This window comes from Sphingomonas sp. GW821-FHT10F09, from assembly GCF_058809195.1.
Genome location: NZ_JBXASI010000003.1, coordinates 299,613 through 319,763, shown reverse-complemented (window position 1 = coordinate 319,763; position 20,151 = coordinate 299,613). Strand labels below are relative to the sequence as shown.

Here is a 20,151-nt window from a genome sequence, read left to right as displayed (position 1 = left end):
ATGGCAAGGCCGCCGCGCGGGATTACGCCACGCGGCGCTCGATCGCGGTCCAGAGCGCGGCGAAGGCGGTGGCGGCGGCGGAGCGCGGTGCGAAGGTCGCCACCGGCGCGCGGTGTTCGGCCATCGCCTCGACCGCGCTCGCCATCGGGATCGCGGGCCAGTCGGGCTGCGCGGCGATCGCGTCGGCGTGGAGGCGCCGGCGCCGGTCGACCATCATGTGCACCGCCAGCACCGGCACCTTGCCGCCGAGGTGGCGCAGCACCTCGTCCGCCGCGCGCTGCGCCAGCGGCGAGGGGATCACCGGCATGACGATCAGGTCGGCGGCGCGGATCACCTGTTCGCTCGTCTCGGTGAGCCCGGGCGGGCAATCGAGCAGGACATGGTCATAGTCGCCGATCCGCTCGATCAGCCGGCCGAGCCGCCGGCGCTTGCCGATGTCGTGGAGGAGCAGGTCGAGCGTGCGCAGCGAGGCGTCGGCGGGGATCAGGTCGAGCCCGGGGATGATCGTCGGCTGCGCATGGGCGGACGCCTTGCTGTCCTTGGTGAACAGGGCGCGCGCCTGGTCGCCGGCGGGTTCGCGGCCGACCACCCAGCTGCTCGCCGCCTGCGGATCGAGATCCCACAGCAGCGTGCGTCGCTGCGACAGGGCCGCCGCGCACCAGGCAAGGTTGACGGCCAGCGTCGTCTTGCCGACGCCGCCCTTCGAACTGTAGATCGCGATCGTCGCCATGCGGACGATCGTACCGTTTCGGCCGCGATGCCGCAATGCGGCACGCGCGGAAACGGCGGACATGAAATAAGGCCGGCGGATCGCTCCGCCGGCCCGTCGTCACCCGGAAACCGGATGCGTTAGGACTTGCAGGTCTGCGACGGCTTGCCGGGCTGCGTGATGGTGATGTTCGACGCCGTGCCGGTCAGCTTCCAGCCGCCCTCGGCGGTCAGCGGATCGCCGGCCTTTTCGGCGGTCAGGCGGTTGATGGCGCCGGTCGGGCTGGTCTTCACGAACGCCTGCTTGTCGCCCTGGAACAGGGTGACGTAGAGCAGGCTGTTGTCCTTGCAGCGGAAGGTCTTGTCGGCCTTGATCGCCGGCGGCAGCTCGACGGGGGCGCGGTTCGCCAGCTCGGTCGCCATCGGATCCGGGTTCGAATCGAGGACGTCGGGCTGGGCCGGTTGGGAGTTGCAGGCAGCCAGCGCGAGAAGCGCGGCGGCGGCGGAGAGGAGGAGAGGGCTCTTCATAGCGGCGGGACGTTCGCGCATGCAGCACGGAGCGTCAAGGCGAATGGCCGATCTATGTGAGACTGTGTCGCAAAATGCGGTGAACGGGAGCGGAAACTTTGCCGGGGTGAAGCGCGGCTTTGCTTGCCGCTGGCGACGACGCACGCCATCTAGCGCAGATGCATACGACCCCCGATACGCTCGCCCTGATCGGCAACACCCCCCTCGTCCGACTGAAGGGGCCGAGCGAGGCGACCGGCTGCGACATCTTCGGCAAGTGCGAGTTCGCCAATCCCGGCGCGTCGGTGAAGGATCGCGCGGCGCTGTCGATCGTCGAGGATGCGGAGGCGCGGGGCGTGCTGCATCCCGGCGGCACGATCGTCGAGGGGACGGCGGGCAACACGGGTATCGGTCTGGCGCTGGTCGCCAATGCCAAGGGCTATCGTACGATCATCGTCATGCCCGAGACGCAGAGCCGCGAGAAGATGGATACGCTGCGAGCACTCGGTGCAGAACTGGTGCTGGTGCCGGCGGCGCCCTATGCGAGCCCGTGCCATTTCGTGCACACCAGCCGCCGCATCGCCGAGGAGCGCGACAATGCGATCTGGGCGAACCAGTTCGACAATGTCGCCAACCGTCGCGCGCATATCGTCGGCACCGCGGAGGAGATCTGGCAGCAGATGGACGGCCGCATCCATGGCTTCACCTGCGCGGCGGGGACCGGCGGCACGATCGCGGGCGTCGGGCTGGGGCTGAAGGCCAAGGACGAAAGCGTCTGCATCGCGCTGAGCGATCCGCATGGTGCGGCGCTGTACGAATATTATGCGCACGGCGAACTGCGGTCGGAAGGGTCGTCGGTGGCCGAAGGGATCGGGCAGGGGCGGATCACCGCCAATCTGGAGGGCGCGCCGATCGACACGCAATTCCGCATCTCCGATCAGGAGGGCTATTATTGGGTGCGCCGCCTGCTCGACGAGGAGGGGCTGTGCCTCGGCCTGTCGTCGGGGATCAACGTCGCCGGCGCGGTGCAGCTGGCCCGCCATCTGGGACCGGGCAAGCGCATCGCGACGATCCTGTGCGACACCGGATTCCGTTACCTGTCCTCACTCTACGATCCGGAATGGCGGGCGGCCAAGGGCTTGTCCTGAGTCGCGATCATGCCGTCATTCGACAAACGGGTGACGAAGCGTTACAGCCGTGCGGCAAGATGAGAGCCGTGCGAGACACTCACCAGACGATGCAGCGGATCAAGGTCGGCGTGATCGGCCTTGTCGCCGTGGTGCTGCTGATCGCGGTCGCCAGCGCGATCCTGGGATCGGCGACGCGCGAGCGGCCGATCGCGATCGCCGGATCGGCGCAGGCCGACGTCGTCGCCAACATCGCCATGACCAATGCCAGCGTGGCCGCGGCCGCGGCGGACGGCTCGGGCGAACCGCTCGCCGAGCTTGGCGTCGCGCCCTCCACCAGCAACGCCCAGGCCGCAAAATGATTGGTCGCCGGGGAAATCCGGGGATTGCGCCGTTCGGCCGTCCCGAATCCGTGCGTCACCGGGGTTCGGACGGTTCGCGCCCGGTATCGAGGCGAGGGCAGTCATCGCCGGGATAGGCCTCGTCCGGGCGCGATTTCCCCGACCATCCCCAAAAATCCCGTTGCTTCCCCGATGGGCTGTTGATACCAACGGCTAACAACGGGGCAGGCATCACCGATTTGCGTTTTCGCAAGGCGTCGAGAGGCAGCGACAGGCTGTTTCCCGAAGCGGTGAGCCGTGCGCGTCAGGGTGCGAGACGGGCGTGTCGGAAAGGGGCGATTATCAGGGCAGTGGACTTGCTCTTGTCGACGACAAGGGCCGGGTCGCCATCCCCAATGCGCTCCGCCACACGCTCGCCGAGAATGCGCCCCGCGCCGACGGCAAGGACGGCGGCACCGTCATCATCGCCGCTCACGAGGATCAGCCCTGCCTTATCGCCTATGATCCCGCCTATATCGCCGAACTGAAGCGCGAACTGAACGAACGGGTCGCGCTGTCGCGCGGGCCGGACGGCAAGGTCGACCATAATATCAAGCGCGGCGGCGCCAATGGCGAAGCGGTGCCGTTCGATGGTTCCGGCCGGTTCATCATGCCCGGCTTTCCGCGCTTCTATGCCAATATCGGCGCGCACGCCTTCTTCTGGGGGACGCTCGACTATATCGAGATCTGGGACCCGAAGACGTTGCTGTCCACGCCGGGCATCGCGCCGCAGATGGTCGCCGCCTGCCGCTATTACTGCCAGGACAAGGGGATCGCGCTGTGAACGACCCCGTGACCGGTCCTTCGACGACGGAAGCCCCCCACGTCCCCGTGCTGCTCGACGAGGTGATCGCCGCGCTCGCCCCCGCCCCGGGCGAGACGATGGTGGACGCGACCTTCGGCGCCGGCGGTTATACCCGCGCGATCCTCGCCACCGGGGCGCAGGTCGTCGCCTTCGATCGCGATCCCGACGCGATCGCGGCCGGCCGTGCGGCGAACATCCCCGGCCTGACGCTGGTCCACAGCGACTTCTCCGCGCTGGAGGCGGCGTTGGACGGGCCGGTCGACGGGCTGACGATGGATATCGGCGTGTCGTCGATGCAGCTCGACCAGGCGGAGCGCGGCTTCTCGTTCCAGTCCGACGGTCCGCTCGACATGCGGATGGCGCAGGAGGGGCCGAGCGCGGCGGACTTCCTCAACACCGCCGACGAAGAGGCGATCGCCAACGTCCTCTATCATTACGGCGACGAGCCCAAGTCGCGCCGCGTCGCGCGCGCGATCGTCGCTGCGCGGCCGCTCACCCGCACCGGCGAACTGGCGCATGTCGTCCGCAAGGCGCTGGGCCACCGTCCGCACGACAAGAAGGATCCGGCGACGCGCACCTTCCAGGCGATTCGCATCCATGTGAACCGCGAGCTGGGCGAGCTGGTCGACGGCCTCGCCGCGGCCGAGCGCGCGCTGAAGCCGGGTGGCCGCCTCGCGGTGGTCACGTTCCACAGTCTCGAGGACCGGCTGGTCAAGCGCTTCCTGCGCGACCGGTCGGGCAACACGCCCGGCGGATCGCGGCACCTGCCGCAGGCGAGCGTGGCGGTGGCGCCGAGTTTCGAGGCGGTCGGCCGGGCGGTGCGCGCCGGCGCGGCGGAGGTGGCGCGCAACCCGCGCGCCCGATCGGCGACCTTGCGGACGGCGCGGCGGACGGCGGCGCCCGCCTGGGGGCATTCCGGGGACAACAACGACTTGGCGGAGGTGATCGTATGACGGCGGCGTATCGGTTCAAGGGGATCGGGTGGTTCGGTGGCTGCGTCGCCATCGTCCTCGGTTTCTACCTGGTCTCGCTGCAGGTCGCTGCCGAGCGCAAGAAGCTGGAGGGCATGGATCGCAAGATCGACGCCGCCGAGCGCGACATCCGCGCGCTCGAGACGGAGTTCGAGACGCGTGCCAACCTCGCCCAGCTCGAAAAGTGGAACGGCGAGACGCTGGCGCTGGCCGCGCCCGTCGCGCACCAGTTCGTCACCGACGAGGCCGCGCTCGCCAGCCTCGACGTGACGCAGATCGGCATGCCCGGCACCCCCGGCATGCAGACCGCCGCGCTCGTCGTCCCCTCGCTGTCCAAGGTCAATCCGGTCGCCCCCGCCGCGACGCCGGCCCCCGCCGCCGTGCAGGTCGCCGCAGCGATGCCGACCGCCCGCCGCGCGGTCATCACCGTCGCGACGATCGCGAAGAGCGCGCCGCTGATCGCCAAGCTCGACGAGGCGGCCCGCGCCCGGGCGGCGGTCGCCAAGGTCCGGCCGCAGGCGGTGGCGATGCTCGACAAGAAGTTGCTGTCCGACACCACGCTCGGCGATATCCTGAGCAGCGCGCGTGCGGAGGCCCGCAAACGTTGACCGTCATCGTCGCCCGCCCGGTGCCGCAGCGGCGTAACGCCAGCCAGCGTCATGCGCTGGTGGCGACGTCGCATACGCGGCTGATGATGCTGTTGATGTTGTTCGCCGCCGCGGTGACGCTGGTCATCGGGCGGCTGGCGATGCTCGGCGCGCTGTCGGGCCGTGATGCCGAGGCGCGGGTGGCGGCGCTGGCGGCGCGCGGCGACATCGTCGATCGCAACGGTGCGCCGCTGGCGCGGACGATCGACGCCTGGACGATCGCGGTTCACCCCAAGAAGATCATCGGCGACAAGATGGAGATCGCCAGCCGGCTCGCCGCGCTGATGCCCGATCGCGGCGACCAGGCGTGGTTCTATGGCCAGTTGAGCCGCAACGTCAGCTTCGTGTACCTGCAGCGCCGCGCCAGCCCGGCGCTGGTCGAGCAGGTCAATGCGATCGGCGAGCCGGCGCTGGTCTTCGCGCGCGAGACGCAGCGACTCTATCCGCAATCGACGATGGCGAGCCACGCGCTCGGCTTCCTCTCCACCGACGGCCACGGCATGAGCGGGATGGAGCGGGTGCTCGACGAACGGCTGCTCGACCCGACCAAGGCGGGGCAGCCGGTGGCGCTGTCGCTCGACACGCGCGTGCAGGCGGCGCTGGAGAGCGAGCTCGGCCGGGCGATGGGGACCTTCTCCGCGCGCGGCGCGGGCGGCATCGTGCTCGACGTCAACACCGGCGAGGTGATCGCGATGGTGTCGCTGCCGACGTTCAATCCCAATCGCGTCGGCATGGCGGGCAGCGAAGAGCTGCGCAACATCACGACGCAGAGCGTGTTCGAGCTGGGATCGACGTTCAAGCCGATCACGATGGCGACCGCGATGGACACCGGCGTGGTGACGTCGTTCGCGCGCCGCTTCGACGCGACGCACCCCCTGAAGGTCGGCGGCTACACCATCCACGACGAGCGCGGCGACCCCAAGCGCTGGCTCAACATGGCGGAAACGCTGATCTATTCGTCTAACATCGCGACCGCGCGGGTCGCCGACGAGGTCGGGCCGCAGCGGATGCAGGCGATGTTCCGCAAGCTCGGCTTCGACACCAAGCCCGACATCGAACTGCGCGAAAAGGGGCGTCCGCTGCTGCCGACCTATTGGGCGCGCACGACGACGATGACCACCGCCTACGGCCATGGCATCGCGGTGACGCCGCTGCATCTGGCGAGCGCCTATGCCGCGCTGGTCAATGGCGGCGTGTGGCGTCCGGCGACGCTGCTCAAGGTCGCGCCGGGCCATGCGCCGGTCGGCCGCCGCGTCATCAGCGAACAGACCAGCGCGCGTATGCGCCAGATGCTGCGGCTGATCGTGCTGCGCGGCACCGGTCGCAAGGGCGAAGCGCCGGGCTATCGCGTCGGCGGCAAGACGGGTACGGCGGAGGCTGCAGTCGCGGGCGGGTACGACCGGTCGCGCAACGTGGCGACGTTCGCCGCGGCCTTCCCGATGGACGGGCCGCGCTATGTCGTGTTGGCGATGCTCGATTCGCCGCTGGGAACGAAGGAGACCTTCGGGTGGAAAACCGCTGCCTGGAACGCCGCGCCGGTCGTCGGCCGCACGATCAGCCGTGTCGGCGCGATGCTGGGCGTCGTTCCCGATGCAACGCGCGATATCGACGTGTCGGACATCGTGCCGACCCTGTGGCAGGACCCCAGCCGCACCCAGCCGACCGGCCAGTGAGCGCCCGCGCATGAAGCTGGCGACGTTGACCGGCGGCCAGGACGAGGCGGTCGTCACCGGCTTCGCGATCGATCACCGCAAGGTCGCCCCCGGCACCGTCTTCGGCGCCTTTCAGGGCGTACGGGTGAACGGCGAGGATTATATCGCCGAGGCGGTGCGATCCGGCGCGGTCGCGGTGGTGACGCGACCCGGCGTCGCGGTCGAGGGTGCGGTGGCGATCCATGCCGAGAACCCGCGGGAACGCTTCGCGCAACTCGCCGCGCACTTCTTCGCGCCCTTCCCGGCGGTCGCGGTGGCGGTTACCGGCACCAACGGCAAGACCTCCACCGTCGAGATGACCCGGCAATTGTGGCGGATGGCGGGGCAGCATGCCGCCTCGATCGGCACCCTGGGCGTTACCACCGCGGACGAGCGGGTGACGACCGGGCTGACGACGCCCGACGTCGTCACCTTCCTGTCCAACGTCGCCGGGCTGGCGCGCGAGGGCGTGACCCACCTCGCGTTCGAGGCGTCGAGCCACGGGCTGGTCCAGTATCGCACCGAAGGGCTGAACGTCGCCGCGGCGGCCTTCACCAATCTGTCGCGCGACCATCTCGATTACCATGGCGACATGGGCGCCTATCTGACCGCCAAGCTGCGGCTGTTTTCCGAGGTGCTGAGCCCGGCGGGGACCGCGGTGGTGTGGGCGGACGACGTGCACGCCGGGCGGGTGATCGACCTGGCGCAGGCGCGCGGCAACCGGCTGATCACCGTCGGCGAGCGCGGCCATACTCTGCGGCTGGTCGAGCGCGACCCGACGCTGCTCGGGCAGGGCCTGACGATCGAGGCGGAGGGGCAGACCTATCAGGTGATGCTGCCGCTGATCGGCGGGTATCAGGCGGCAAACGCGCTGGTCGCGGCCGGGCTGGTGATCGCGACCGGTGGCGACGTCGCACGGACGGTCGCCGATCTCGCGCGGCTGCAACCGGTGCGCGGGCGGCTGGAGCGTGCGGTCATCACCCGGTCGGGTGCGCCGGTCTACGTCGATTACGCGCACACCCCCGACGCGCTGGAGGCGGCGATCGCGGCGCTGAAGCCGCACGCGGGTGCCCGCCTCATCGTCGTGTTCGGCGCGGGCGGCGATCGCGACGCGGGCAAGCGCGAGACGATGGGGCAGGTCGCGCAGATGCAGGCGGACGTGGCGATCGTCACCGACGACAACCCCCGCACCGAGGACCCCGCCGCGATCCGCGCCGCTATCCTGAAGGGCGCACCCCATGCGCGCGAGATCGGCGACCGGCGCGAGGCGATCGGTCATGCCGTGCAGCAGGCCGGGCCGCAGGACATCGTCCTGATCGCGGGCAAGGGGCATGAGCAAGGGCAGATCGTCGGCGACATGGAATTGCCGTTCGACGACGTGACGGTCGCGCGGGAGTGCGCGGCGTGACCCTCTGGACCGCCGGCGAGATTGCCGCCGCCACCTATGGCGTGGCATCCGCCGACTTCGCCGTCGACGGCGTCGCCTTCGACAGCCGCGAGGTCGGCGCGAACGACCTGTTCGTCGCGCTGACCGGCGAGAGCACCGACGGCCACCGGTTCCTCGACCAGGCGTTCGTGCAGGGCGCGGCGGGTGCGATCGTCTCGGCCAACAGCGCGCATCCGGGCGTCCGCGTCGCCGACACCTTTGCCGCGCTCAACGACCTGGGCCGTGCCGCCCGCGCACGCATGACGGGGACGGTGATCGGCGTCACCGGTTCCGTCGGCAAGACCAGTGCCAAGGAGGCGCTGTTCGTCGCGCTCGACCGCTCGCTGCCCGGCGCGGTGCATCGCTCGGTCAAGAGCTACAACAACCACACCGGCGTGCCGCTCAGCCTCTCCCGCATGCCGCGCGACACGAAGGTCGGCGTGTTCGAGATGGGCATGAACCATGCCGGCGAACTCAGCGTACTGACCCGGCTGGTCCGCCCGCATATCGCGATCGTCACCGCCATCGCGCCCGCGCACACCGCCTTCTTCGCCGACGAGAGCGCGATCGCCGACGCCAAGGGCGAGATCTTCCGCGGGCTGGAGCCGGGCGGCGTCGCGATCGTGCCCTATGACAGCCCGCACCGCGACCGCCTGATCGCCGCGGCGGCGCCTTATGCCGCCCGCACGGTGACCTTCGGCCTCGACAAGGGGGCCGACGTGCGCGCGATCGAGGCGATGCGGTTGCCGTCGGGCGGATCGTTCGTCACCGCGAAGCTGGGCGATCGGGAGCTGTCGTTCACACTGTCGCAGCCGGGGATGCACTGGGTGTCCAACGCGCTCGCCGTCCTCGCCGCAGTCGATGCGGCGGGTGCCGATCTCGCCCGCGCCGGCCTCGCCCTCGGCGAGATGGGCGGGCTCGCCGGTCGCGGCGCGCGCTTCCTCGCGCCCGCGGCGGGCGGCGACATGCTGGTGATCGACGAAAGCTACAACGCCAATCCCGCCTCGATGCGCGCGACGCTGGCGGTGCTCGCCGAGGAGCCGGGGCGGCATATCGCCTTGCTCGGCGAGATGCGCGAACTGGGCGACGCCTCCGCCGACTATCATGCCGATTTGGCCGGGCCGATCCTTGCCGCGCGCGTCGAAACGGCGCTGCTGGTCGGCGAAGCGATGACGCCGCTGGCGCAGGCCCTTGAGGGGCGGGTCGAAGTCATGCATGTGGCCGATGCTGCGACTGCGCTCGGCCGTCTGAAGGATCTGGCTCGCGCCGGTGATGCATTGCTCGTCAAGGGGTCCAACGGGGTCGGGTTGTCGCGGGTCGTCGCGGGGCTCGCGCGGGCGGGCGTGTCGCGATCGCGCGGTGAGGGCGATCGGGGATCGCAAGGGGTCGGAACGTAAATGCTATACTGGATCGCCGAGCACCTGGGCTTCACCGGGCTGCTGAACCTCATCCGTTACCAGTCCTTCCGGACGGGCGCGGCGGTGGCGACCGCGCTGCTGATCGGCCTCATCATCGGGCCGCGCTTCATCGGCTGGCTGCGCGTGCGGCAGGGCAAGGGGCAACCGATCCGCGCCGACGGGCCGCAGACGCACCTCGCCAAGCGCGGCACGCCGACGATGGGCGGGCTGATGATCTTGACCGCCATGTCGCTGGCGATCCTGATCTGGATGGACCTGTCCAACCCCTACGTCTGGTCGTGCCTGTTCGTGACGCTGGGCTTCGGCGCGATCGGTTTCCTCGACGATTACGACAAGGTCCGCAAGGCGAGCACCGCGGGCGTTTCCGGGCGCACCCGGCTGCTGTTGGAATTCGCCATCGCCGGCATCGCGTCGTGGATCATCATGGGGCAGAACGGGCCGCACCTGTACCTGCCGTTCACCGACCGCATGTACCTCGACCTCGGCTATTTCTTCCCGCTGTTCGCGGCGTTCACGATCGTCGCCTTCGGCAATGCGGTGAACCTGACCGACGGGCTCGACGGCCTCGCGACGATGCCGGTCATCATCGCCAGCGTCGCCTTCATGCTGATCGTCTACCTCGCCGGCAACGTGAAGTTCGCGACCTATCTCGGCATCCCGCACGTCCCAGGCGCGGGCGAGCTCGCTATCTTCTGCGGCGCGGTGATCGGGGCGGGTCTTGCCTTCCTTTGGTTCAACGCGCCGCCGGCCGCGGTGTTCATGGGCGACACCGGCAGCCTCGCGCTGGGCGGCGCGCTCGGCACGATCGCCGTCGTCGCGCATCACGAGATCGTGCTCGGCATCGTCGGCGGCCTGTTCGTCGCGGAGGCGCTGTCGGTCATCATCCAGGTGTTCTTCTACAAGCGGACGGGCAAGCGCGTGTTCCGCATGGCGCCGATCCACCACCATTTCGAGCAGCTGGGCTGGAGCGAGCCGACCGTCGTCATCCGCTTCTGGATCATCAGCCTGGTGCTGGCGCTCGCCGGCCTGTCGACGTTGAAGTTGCGGTGATCGTCTCGAAAGCCTTCGAGGGGCAGCGTTATGCGGTGCTCGGGCTGGCCCGATCCGGCCTCGCGACGGTGCGTGCGCTGGCGAAGAGCGGCGCGCATGTCGTCGCCTGGGACAGCGACCCCGCCGCGCGCGCGCGGGCGGCGGAGGTCAACGGCGTCATCGTCCACGACCTCGCCAAACTGAACCTGGAGGGCGCGGCCGGGCTCGTCGTATCGCCGGGGGTGCCGCTCAACACGCATCCTCTGGTCGAACGGGCGCGGGCGGCGGGCGTGCCGGTGATCGGCGATATCGAGCTGTTCGCGCAGGCCCGCGCCGAACTGCCCGCGCACAGGGTGGTGGGCATCACCGGCACCAACGGCAAGTCGACCACGACGGCGCTGGTTTATCATCTGCTCGAAACCGCGGGCGTGCCGACGCTGATGGGCGGCAACATCGGTCTGCCGATCCTCGAACAGGCGCCGTTGCCCGAAGGCGGCGTCTATGTGCTCGAACTGTCGAGCTACCAGATCGACCTGACGCAGAGCCTCGATTGCGACGTCGCGGTGCTGCTCAACATCACGCCCGATCATCTCGACCGCTACGACGGGTTCGAGGCCTATGCCGCGTCGAAGGCGCGGCTGTTCGCGATGCAATCCGCTGCCCATGCTGCGGTGATCGGGATCGGCGATGCGGCGTCGGCGCAGATCGCACGCGGGCTGTCGGCGCGGGGCGAGCATCTGACCAAGATCGCGCCGGGCGTGTGCATGGACCAGAGCCGGTGGCCGGCACTGCAGGGCCCGCACAATGCGCAGAACGCGCTCGCCGCCATCGCGGTCGCCAAGGCCTTGGGCGTGGCGGAGGCCGATATTGACCGCGGCCTCGCCACCTATGCCAGCCTGCCGCATCGCATGCAGACGATCGCCGTCCGCGATGGCGTGACCTTCGTCGACGACAGCAAGGCGACCAATCCCGAAAGCACCGCGCCCGCGCTTGGCGCATTCGGCCGGGTCCACTGGATCGTCGGCGGCAAGCGCAAGGGTGACGACCTCGACGCCTGCGCGCCCTATTTCGATCGCGTCGCCGCGGCCTATACGATCGGCGAGGCGGGGCCGCTGTTCCGCGACCTGCTGACCGGCAGGGTGCCGGCGGTCGCGCTGTCGGGCGACCTCGCCACCGCGGTCGCGCACGCCGCTGCGGCGGCGCAGCCGGGAGAGGTGGTGCTGTTGTCGCCGGCCTGTGCTAGCTTCGACCAGTTCCGCGATTACGAGGATCGCGGGGCCGCATTCCGGGCTGCGGTGGAGGCCCTCGCATGAATGGCGCAACCATGGCGGAGCCGACCGGCGATACGCTGATCGCGAAGGTGAAGCGGCGCGGCGGGCGTGGCGACAGCTCGCCGCTCGGCACGTGGTTCTGGGACATCGACCGGATGCTGCTGCTGCTGACGCTGTTCCTGATCGCGATCGGCCTGATCGCGGTGGCGGCAGCGAGCCCGGCGACCGCAGTCCGCTATTCGGGCGAGCATCACAAGTTCACCCCGCTCTATTATTTCTGGCGCCAGCTGATCTGGGTTGGCGTCTCGCTGCCGGTGCTGTTCGGCGTCTCGATGATGCCGGTGCCGCTCGCGCGGCGGCTGGCGCTGCTCGGCGCGGCGGTGCTGATCGTCTGCCTCGCGCTGACGCCGTTCGTCGGCAACAGCATTAACGGCGCACGGCGTTGGATCGGCTATGGCTTCGCCTCGTTCCAGCCGTCCGAATTCCTGAAGCCGTTGTTCATCGTCACGGTGGCGTGGCTGCTGTCGCTGAAGGCAAAGGACCCGGAACTGCCGACGGTGCTCATCACCGGCACGATGACCGGGGTGATCGCGGTGCTGCTGATGCTCCAGCCGGACTTCGGCCAGACGGTGATCTTCTGCACCGTCTGGATAGCGCTGCTGATGATCGCGGGGACGCCGATGCGGATCCTCGGTGCGATCGTCGCGATGGTGCCGGTGGGGCTTATCGCGGCCTATATGTTCTACAGCACCGCGCGCAACCGCATCGACGCCTTCCTGTTTCCCGGTGTCGAGGGGGAGGGGGCGAGCGATCACTTCCAGACCAATGCGGCGCATGCGACGATCACCAGCGGCGGCTGGACCGGCACCGGCCCCGGCGGCGGCACCGCCAAGTTCGGCCTGCCCGAGGCGCATACCGATTACATCTATTCGGTGATCGGCGAGGAATTCGGCCTGATCGCCTGCGCGATCATCGCGCTCGTCTTCCTCGCCATCGTCGTGCGGGTGTTCGTCAAGCTGCTCGACGAACAGGACGAGTTCAAGCTGCTCGCCGCATCCGGGCTGGCGGTGCAATTCGGTACGCAGGCGCTGGTGTCGATGGCGGTCAACACCGGCCTCGCGCCGTCGAAGGGCATGACGCTGCCGTTCATCAGCTATGGCGGGTCGTCGATGATCGCCCTGTCAGTCGGTATGGGCTTGCTGCTGGCGTTCACCCGGCGCAACCCGTTCCTGACGCGCAGTCCGTATGTAGTCAGATGGGGTTCGAATTGAGCAAGCATTACGTCCTCGCCGCCGGCGGTACGGGAGGACATATGGTGCCCGCGGCGGCGCTGGCGGAGGAACTGACCCGGCGTGGCCACCGCGTCGCACTGGTCAGCGACGCGCGCGGCGTGCGCTTTCCGGGATTGTTCGAGGGCATCCAGACGCACGTCCTGCCTGCAGGGCGCTTTCAGGTGAAGAAGCCGCTCGGCTGGCCGTCGGCGGTGCGCGAGATGGTGCGCGGCCGGGCGATGGCGCGCGAATTGTACCGTACGTTCAAGCCCGCCGCGGTCATCGGCTTCGGCGGTTATCCGGCGATGCCGGCGCTGCTGGCGGCGTTCGCCGACAATATCCCGACCGCGGTGCACGAACAGAATGCGGTGCTCGGCCGCGTCAACCGGCTGGTCGCCGGCCGCGTCGGCGCGATCGCGACCTCGTACAAGGCGACCGAACGGCTGGCGGCGAAGCTGGCGGACAAGGTCCATCTCGTCGGCAATCCGGTCCGCGAGGCGGTGCTGGCCCTGCGCAACAAGCCCTATCCGCTGCTGGAGGAGGACGGCATCTTCCGCGTCCTCGTCACCGGCGGCAGCCAGGGGGCGAGCATCCTCAGCCAGGTCGTGCCGGATGGGCTGGCGATGCTGCCGGTCACCTTCCGCCGCCGGTTGCAGGTGACGCATCAGGCGCGGATCGAGGATATCGACGCGGTGCGTGCCAAATATGCCGAGCATCAGATTCCGGCCGAACTTGCGACCTATCTGCCCGACATGCCCGAACAGCTGGCCTGGGCGCATCTGGTGATCGCGCGCGCCGGTGCCTCGACCATCGCCGAACTGACCGCGGCGGGTCGTCCAGCGATCCTCGTGCCGCTGCCCGGCGCGACCGACGACCACCAGACCGTCAACGCGCGCGAGATCACCCGGGCGGGCGGCGCGCGCACGATCCCGCAGCCCGAATTTACCGCCGTGGAGCTGGCCAAGCAGATGCAGAAACTGGGCCTCGACCCCGCCGCGCTGGAAAATGCCGCGACCCGCGCGAAGAGCGTCGGCCGGCCGAATGCGGTGAGCGACCTCGCCGATCTGGTCGAGAGCCTCGACGCGCCGCTGTCGCGCCTGCCGGTGGGCAAGCCGACCCGACCGAAGGCCGCACTGGCAGGAGCGGGCGCATGATCCGCGGCGTGCAGACCGACATCGGGCCGATTCATTTCGTCGGGATCGGCGGCATCGGCATGTCGGGCATCGCCGAGGTGATGAAGAACCTCGGCTATACCGTACAGGGCTCCGACGTCGCCGAGGGCTATGTCGTGCAGGGGTTGCGCGACAAGGGCATCGCCGTGTCGATCGGCCATGCCGCGGACAATGTCGCGGACGCCGCGGTGGTCGTCGTCTCGACCGCGATCACCCGTTCGAACCCCGAGGTCGAGGCAGCGCTGGAACGCCGCATCCCGGTGGTGCGCCGCGCGGAGATGCTCGCCGAGCTGATGCGGCTGAAATCGACCGTCGCGGTCGCCGGCACGCACGGCAAGACGACGACGACGTCGATGGTCGCGGCGTTGCTCGATGCGGGCGGGGTCGATCCGACCGTCATCAACGGCGGCATCATCAACAGCTACGGATCGAATGCGCGGCTGGGTGCGAGCGACTGGATGGTGGTGGAGGCGGACGAGAGCGACGGCAGCTTCCTGCGGCTCGACGGCACGATCGCGGTGGTCACCAACATCGATCCCGAGCACCTCGACCATTATGGCAGCTTCGATGCGGTGAAGGACGCCTTCGTCGAATTCGTCGAGAACGTCCCCTTCTATGGCGCGGCCTTGCTGTGCCTCGACCATGCCGAGGTGCAGAACATCCTGCCGCGCGTGCGGGATCGCCGCGTCGTTACCTACGGCTTCTCCGCGCAGGCGGATGTCCGCGGCGTCAACGTGACGCCGGTGCCGGGCGGCAACCGCTTCGAATGCATCGTGCGGACGCGGGACGGCGCGACGCGCTCGATCGAGAATATCGAGCTGCCGATGCCCGGCCGCCACAACGTCCAGAACGCGCTCGCCGCGATCGGCGTGGCGTTGGAACTGGGCATTCCCGACGCGACGATCCAGCAGGGCTTTTCGGCGTTCGGCGGGGTCAAGCGTCGCTTCACCAACGTCGGCGAGGTGCCGGTCGAGGGTGGGGCGGTGACGATCATCGACGATTACGGCCATCACCCGGTTGAAATCCGCGCGGTGCTCGCCGCCGCGCGCGAAGGCGCGGAGGGGCGTGTGATCGCGGTCGTGCAGCCGCATCGTTTCTCGCGACTCGGCAATCTGATGGAGGATTTCCAGACCGCGTTCAACGATGCCGACCGCGTGCTGGTGACGCCAGTCTATGCCGCGGGCGAAGTGCCGATCGAGGGCGTCGATGCGCAGGCGCTGGTCGACGGGCTGAAGCGGCGCGGGCATCGTTCCGCGGCGACGGTCGCCGATGCGGACGGGCTCGCTGACGAACTGGCGGCGACCGTGCAGCCGAACGACATGATCGTCTGCCTGGGCGCGGGCGACATCACCAGATGGGCCGCCGGGCTGGCGACCGCGATCGGAGAACGGCGATGAACGACTGGTTCGATGCAAGCCTGAAGCTGCAGAAGCAGATGCTCGACGCGCAGCGCCAGTCGCTCGACGCGGGCGGCCATGCGGCGAATGCGGGCGAGGCGATGGTGCAGGCGCAGGAGGCGACGCGCAAGGCGGCCGAGGCGAATCTGGCGGCGTTTCAGGCGTGGACGCGATTGTGGGGCGTCGGGCCTTGGTGAGCGCTGCCGTGCTCGATTTGCTGCCGACGGTACGCGGGCGCCTGACCGCGGGAGCCGCGCTGGCGCCGCTGGTCTGGTTCAAGTCGGGCGGGGCGGCGCAATGGCTGTTCGAGCCGAAGGATGCCGACGATCTGGCTGCGTTCCTTCGCGACCTCGACCCCGCCGTGCCGGTGATGGCGCTGGGGCTGGGATCGAACATGATCGTCCGCGACGGCGGCGTGCCGGGCGTCGTGGTCCGGCTCGGCAAGGCGTTCGCGCAGGTCCAGGGACTGGGCGACGTCACCCTGCGCTGTGGCGGCGGGGCGAGCGGTATTCTCGTGTCTTCGTCCGCGCGCGATGCGGGGATCGGCGGGGTCGAATTCCTGCGCTCGATCCCCGGTACGGTCGGCGGCTTCGTGCGGATGAACGGCGGGGCCTATGGCCGCGAGGTCAAGGACGTGCTGGTCGATTGCGACGTCGTGCTGCGGTCGGGCGAGCGGCGGACGCTGGCGCTGGCCGAGCTCGGCTACACCTATCGCCACAGCCTGCTGCCCGAGGGCGCGGTGGTGGTGTCGGCGACGTTCCGCGGGCATCCGGCCGACCCCGCGGCGATCGGCGCGGAGATGGACCGGATCGCCGCCGAGCGCGAGGCGTCGCAGCCGCTGCGGAGCAAAACGGGCGGATCGACCTTCAAGAATCCCGCGGGGCACAAGGCGTGGGCGCTAATCGATGCTGCCGGCTGTCGCGGCTTGACCCGCGGCGACGCGCAGGTATCCGAAAAGCATTGTAATTTCCTGCTCAACCTCGGCGCGGCGACGTCCGCGGAGATCGAGGCGCTGGGCGAAGAGGTACGCGAGACAGTGAAGGCGCATTCGGGGGTGACGCTGGAATGGGAAATCCAGCGGGTCGGGGTGACGGCATGAGCGGCCTGCAGATCGTCGTGCTGATGGGCGGCTGGTCCGCCGAACGGCCAGTGTCGCTGATGTCGGGCGAGGGCTGCGCCGCGGCGCTCGAATCGCTCGGTCATCGCGTGACGCGCATCGACATGGGTCGCGATGTCGCGGCGCGGCTGGCCGAGGCGCAGCCCGATCTGGTGTTCAACGCGCTGCACGGGTCCCCCGGCGAGGACGGCAGCGTGCAGGGCCTGCTCGACCTGATGGGCATTCCCTATACGCATTCGGGGCTGGCCACGTCGGTGATCGCGATCGACAAGGTGCTGACCAAGCAGGTGCTGGTCCCCGCCGGCATTCCGATGCCGGGCGGTCGCATCGTCCGGTCGGCGGACATCCACGAGCGCGATCCGCTGCAGCGCCCCTATGTGCTCAAGCCGATCAACGAGGGATCGTCGGTCGGCGTGGCGATCGTCACCGACGACGGCAATTACGGCAATCCGATCGGCCGCGACGTGGCGGGACCGTGGGCGGAGTTCGACGAACTGCTCGCCGAACCCTATGTCCGCGGCCGCGAGCTGACGACCGCGGTGCTCGGCGACCGCGCGCTCGGCGTCACCGAGCTGAAGCCCAAGAACGGCTGGTACGATTTCGACGCGAAATATACCGACGGGCTGACCGAACACGTCTGCCCCGCCGACATCCCCGATCGCATCGCCGAGGCGTGCAAGAGCCTCGCGCTCGAGGCGCACCGGCTGCTCGGCTGCAAGGGCGCGTCGCGCTCCGACTTCCGCTGGGACGACGAGCGCGACGTCGACGGCCTCTTCCTGCTCGAGGTGAACACCCAGCCCGGCATGACCCCGCTCAGCCTCGTTCCCGAACAGGCGCGGCATCTGGGGATGAGCTATCCCGAGCTGGTGCAGGCGATCGTCGACGAGGCGCTGGCCGACGCGAAGGCGAAGGCGGGATGAGCCGCACGATCAAGCGCGGGCCGCCGCCCAAGCGGCCGGGCGCGCGGCGCAAGCAGCCGGTGCGCAAGGCCGGCCTGTTCGAACGCGCGATGGCCGCCGTGCCGGTCAGCGAGGATACGGTCCGCAAGGCGGCGACCTGGACGATCACCGGTGCGGGGATCGCCGGCGCGCTCGCGGTGGTGACGTGGATCGGTATCCCCGGCATGATCGGCACCGCGATCGCCGAGGGCGCGGGGCAGGCGGGCTTTCGCGTCGAGCAGATCGAGGTCACCGGACTCAAGCGGATGGACCGGATGAGCGTCTATGCGGTGGCGCTTGACCAGCAGAGCCGGGCGATGCCGCTCGTTGATTTGGAGTCGGTGCGGGAGAAGCTGTTGCGCTACGGCTGGATCGCGGATGCGCACGTCTCGCGCCGGCTGCCCGACACGCTGCTGGTCGATATCGTCGAGCGTACCCCGGCGGCGGTGTGGCAGGACAACGGCCAGCTGACGCTGATCGACAAGGACGGCGTGCTGCTCGAGCCGGTGCGGACCGAGGCGATTCCCGACCTGCCGCTGGTGATCGGGCCGGGAGCGGACCGGCAGGAGGCGGGCTATCAGGCGCTGCTCGCCGCCGCACCGGCACTGAAACCGCGGGTGAAGGCGGCGACCTGGATCGGCAACCGGCGCTGGGACCTGACCTTCGACAGCGGCGAGACGCTGGCGCTGCCCGAGGACGGCGCGCCGGGGGCGCTCCTCAGATTCGCCGAGCTGGACGGCGCGCGGCCGCTGCTCGGCCGCGGCTGGATCCGGTTCGACATGCGCGATCCGAGCAAGCTGGTCGCACGCAAACCGGGGGCGAGCATGGCGCATAACGTGCCGGACCCGAGCGAAGTCACGACACCGCCGTCCTCGACCGGGGATGCGGATTCTCAAGCGGGGGCTGAGGGCTGATGGCGAAGGTTGCACCGGAGGGGCTGATTACGGCGCTCGACATCGGGTCGTCGAAGGTGTCGGCGATGATCGCGCAAAAGGGCGACGGCGGCGAATTGATCGTGCTCGGCACCGGCCAGCGCGAGAGCCGCGGAGTCAAGCGCGGCTATATCGCCGACATGGCGGCGACCGAGGCGGCGGTGCGCGAGGCGGTGGAACAGGCTGAACGGATCGCCGGGATCAACATCGAGAACGTCTGGGTCGGCTTTTCGGCCGGCGGCCTCGTCAGCGACGTCGCCGAGGTCGAATTCGAGCTGGGCGGCCATCGCGTCGAACAGCAGGACATCGACGCCTTGCTCGCGGCGGGGCGCAATTCGATCGATCCGCAGGGCCGCATGGTGCTCCATGCGCAGCCGGCGCTCTACACGCTCGACGGGCTGACCGGGGTGAAGAAGCCGCTCGGGCTGCACGCCGACCGGCTGGGCGTGCACATCCATGTCGTCGCCGCCGACGGCTCACCGGTGCGCAATCTCGACCTGTGCGTGCGCTCGGCGCATCTGGAGGTGAAGTCGATCATCGCCTCGCCGGTCGCGACCGGGCTCGCCTGCCTGTCCGAGGAGGAGCGCGAGCTGGGCGTCGCACTGGTCGAGATCGGCGCGGGGATCACCAACGTGTCGCTGTTCGCGGGCGGCATGCTGGTCGGGCTGCATTCGATCCCGCTTGGCGGGCAGGACATCACCGACGATATCGCCAGCGCCTTCGGTACCCGCCGGGCGCAGGCGGAGCGGATGAAATGCTTCCACGGATCGGCGAACGCGTCTCCGCGCGACAATCACGAGATGATCCCGGTGATGCCGATCGCCGCCGAGGACGACGTCCATGGCGGTATGCAGATCACCAAGGCGCAGCTGATCGGCATCGTCCGCCAGCGGCTCGAACATCAGATGGACGAGATCCGCAAAGCCCTGGCCCACCTCAAGTTCGAAGGCCCGGTCGGGCGGCAGGTCGTGCTGACCGGCGGCGGCGCCGAGCTGAAGGGCATCGCCGACTATGCGCAGCAGGCGCTCGGCCGTTCGGTGCGCATCGGCCGGCCGCGCGGGCTGACCGCTCTGCCCGAAGCGCATGGCGGACCGGCGTTCGCCACCTTGGCGGGGCTGGCATTCTATGCTGCGACCGATCCGATCGATCTGCGCGGGGTGGCGCCGCAGCAAACCACCGTTCATCGCCAGAAGGGCATGGGCATGATGCGCAAGCTGATCCAGGCGGCGCGCGCGAATTATTGAGTGTCCGCGACGACTCGTCTCCGTTTTCTGTGGAACGTTGCGAGTCGTTGAGGCAAAAGGTTAATCAAGGTCCCGGCGCGTTCACCGGTAGGGGCGGAGA

Annotated in this window: 20 protein-coding genes; 18 read left to right on the top strand and 2 right to left on the bottom strand. The window is 69.3% G+C overall.

Annotation, left to right across the window (positions count from 1 at the left end; all coding sequences use genetic code 11):
- Positions 1–22 precede the first annotated feature (22 nt).
- Together AC1RTO_RS12170 and AC1RTO_RS12165 are read right to left on the bottom strand one after the other, a co-directional pair.
- Positions 23–730 (bottom strand): ParA family protein, encoded by a 708-nt coding sequence (locus tag AC1RTO_RS12170; protein ID WP_493161210.1) that lies wholly within the window; start codon positions 728–730, stop codon positions 23–25.
- A gap of 119 nt (positions 731–849) precedes the next feature.
- Positions 850–1,236 carry a hypothetical protein gene (locus AC1RTO_RS12165; RefSeq protein ID WP_293873122.1) on the bottom strand — a complete coding sequence of 129 codons (387 nt, stop codon included), beginning with the start codon at positions 1,234–1,236 and terminating at the stop codon, positions 850–852.
- A gap of 158 nt (positions 1,237–1,394) precedes the next feature.
- Between AC1RTO_RS12165 and AC1RTO_RS12160 the strand changes: the two genes are divergently transcribed.
- From AC1RTO_RS12160 to ftsA, 18 genes are all read left to right on the top strand, one after another.
- On the top strand, positions 1,395–2,363 hold the full coding sequence (locus AC1RTO_RS12160; protein WP_493161096.1) for a cysteine synthase A: 969 nt from the start codon (positions 1,395–1,397) through the stop codon (positions 2,361–2,363).
- 68 nt (positions 2,364–2,431) lie between these two features.
- On the top strand, positions 2,432–2,704 hold the full coding sequence (locus AC1RTO_RS12155) for a hypothetical protein (protein ID WP_493161095.1): 273 nt from the start codon (positions 2,432–2,434) through the stop codon (positions 2,702–2,704).
- A gap of 301 nt (positions 2,705–3,005) precedes the next feature.
- Positions 3,006–3,506: a division/cell wall cluster transcriptional repressor MraZ gene (locus AC1RTO_RS12150; RefSeq protein ID WP_493161094.1), complete on the top strand. Its 501-nt coding sequence runs from the start codon at positions 3,006–3,008 to the stop codon at positions 3,504–3,506.
- Positions 3,503–4,480: a 16S rRNA (cytosine(1402)-N(4))-methyltransferase RsmH gene (rsmH, locus tag AC1RTO_RS12145; protein WP_493161093.1), complete on the top strand. Its 978-nt coding sequence runs from the start codon at positions 3,503–3,505 to the stop codon at positions 4,478–4,480. The genes AC1RTO_RS12150 and rsmH overlap by 4 nt, the downstream gene beginning before the upstream one ends.
- Positions 4,477–5,106 (top strand): hypothetical protein, encoded by a 630-nt coding sequence (locus tag AC1RTO_RS12140; protein WP_493161092.1) that lies wholly within the window; start codon positions 4,477–4,479, stop codon positions 5,104–5,106. The genes rsmH and AC1RTO_RS12140 overlap by 4 nt, the downstream gene beginning before the upstream one ends.
- Entirely contained in the window at positions 5,103–6,818 is a 1,716-nt protein-coding gene (locus AC1RTO_RS12135; RefSeq protein ID WP_493161091.1) for a peptidoglycan D,D-transpeptidase FtsI family protein, read from the top strand. The genes AC1RTO_RS12140 and AC1RTO_RS12135 overlap by 4 nt, the downstream gene beginning before the upstream one ends.
- Positions 6,819–6,828: 10 nt before the next feature.
- A complete protein-coding gene (locus tag AC1RTO_RS12130) occupies positions 6,829–8,244 on the top strand; it encodes a UDP-N-acetylmuramoyl-L-alanyl-D-glutamate--2,6-diaminopimelate ligase (RefSeq protein ID WP_493161090.1) in 1,416 nt (471 codons plus the stop codon).
- Positions 8,241–9,659 carry a UDP-N-acetylmuramoyl-tripeptide--D-alanyl-D-alanine ligase gene (locus AC1RTO_RS12125; RefSeq protein WP_493161089.1) on the top strand — a complete coding sequence of 473 codons (1,419 nt, stop codon included), beginning with the start codon at positions 8,241–8,243 and terminating at the stop codon, positions 9,657–9,659. Before AC1RTO_RS12130 ends, AC1RTO_RS12125 begins: the two co-directional genes overlap by 4 nt.
- A complete protein-coding gene (gene mraY, locus AC1RTO_RS12120; protein ID WP_493161088.1) occupies positions 9,660–10,730 on the top strand; it encodes a phospho-N-acetylmuramoyl-pentapeptide-transferase in 1,071 nt (356 codons plus the stop codon). It begins immediately after the preceding gene.
- Positions 10,727–12,022: a UDP-N-acetylmuramoyl-L-alanine--D-glutamate ligase gene (murD, locus tag AC1RTO_RS12115; protein ID WP_493161087.1), complete on the top strand. Its 1,296-nt coding sequence runs from the start codon at positions 10,727–10,729 to the stop codon at positions 12,020–12,022. Before mraY ends, murD begins: the two co-directional genes overlap by 4 nt.
- The gene (locus tag AC1RTO_RS12110; RefSeq protein ID WP_493161086.1) at positions 12,019–13,251 is read left to right on the top strand and encodes an FtsW/RodA/SpoVE family cell cycle protein; all 1,233 of its coding nucleotides are present in this window, start codon (positions 12,019–12,021) and stop codon (positions 13,249–13,251) included. The genes murD and AC1RTO_RS12110 overlap by 4 nt, the downstream gene beginning before the upstream one ends.
- Positions 13,236–14,405 carry an undecaprenyldiphospho-muramoylpentapeptide beta-N-acetylglucosaminyltransferase gene (murG, locus tag AC1RTO_RS12105; RefSeq protein ID WP_493161085.1) on the top strand — a complete coding sequence of 390 codons (1,170 nt, stop codon included), beginning with the start codon at positions 13,236–13,238 and terminating at the stop codon, positions 14,403–14,405. The genes AC1RTO_RS12110 and murG overlap by 16 nt, the downstream gene beginning before the upstream one ends.
- Entirely contained in the window at positions 14,405–15,820 is a 1,416-nt protein-coding gene (gene murC, locus AC1RTO_RS12100) for a UDP-N-acetylmuramate--L-alanine ligase (protein ID WP_493161209.1), read from the top strand. Before murG ends, murC begins: the two co-directional genes overlap by 1 nt.
- Positions 15,817–16,017: a hypothetical protein gene (locus AC1RTO_RS12095; protein WP_493161084.1), complete on the top strand. Its 201-nt coding sequence runs from the start codon at positions 15,817–15,819 to the stop codon at positions 16,015–16,017. The genes murC and AC1RTO_RS12095 overlap by 4 nt, the downstream gene beginning before the upstream one ends.
- Positions 16,014–16,919 (top strand): UDP-N-acetylmuramate dehydrogenase, encoded by a 906-nt coding sequence (murB, locus tag AC1RTO_RS12090; protein ID WP_493161083.1) that lies wholly within the window; start codon positions 16,014–16,016, stop codon positions 16,917–16,919. The genes AC1RTO_RS12095 and murB overlap by 4 nt, the downstream gene beginning before the upstream one ends.
- On the top strand, positions 16,916–17,857 hold the full coding sequence (locus AC1RTO_RS12085; protein ID WP_493161082.1) for a D-alanine--D-alanine ligase: 942 nt from the start codon (positions 16,916–16,918) through the stop codon (positions 17,855–17,857). Before murB ends, AC1RTO_RS12085 begins: the two co-directional genes overlap by 4 nt.
- The gene (locus tag AC1RTO_RS12080; RefSeq protein ID WP_493161081.1) at positions 17,854–18,789 is read left to right on the top strand and encodes a cell division protein FtsQ/DivIB; all 936 of its coding nucleotides are present in this window, start codon (positions 17,854–17,856) and stop codon (positions 18,787–18,789) included. Before AC1RTO_RS12085 ends, AC1RTO_RS12080 begins: the two co-directional genes overlap by 4 nt.
- Positions 18,789–20,051 carry a cell division protein FtsA gene (ftsA, locus tag AC1RTO_RS12075; RefSeq protein WP_293873090.1) on the top strand — a complete coding sequence of 421 codons (1,263 nt, stop codon included), beginning with the start codon at positions 18,789–18,791 and terminating at the stop codon, positions 20,049–20,051. The genes AC1RTO_RS12080 and ftsA overlap by 1 nt, the downstream gene beginning before the upstream one ends.
- Positions 20,052–20,151: the final 100 nt, after the last annotated feature.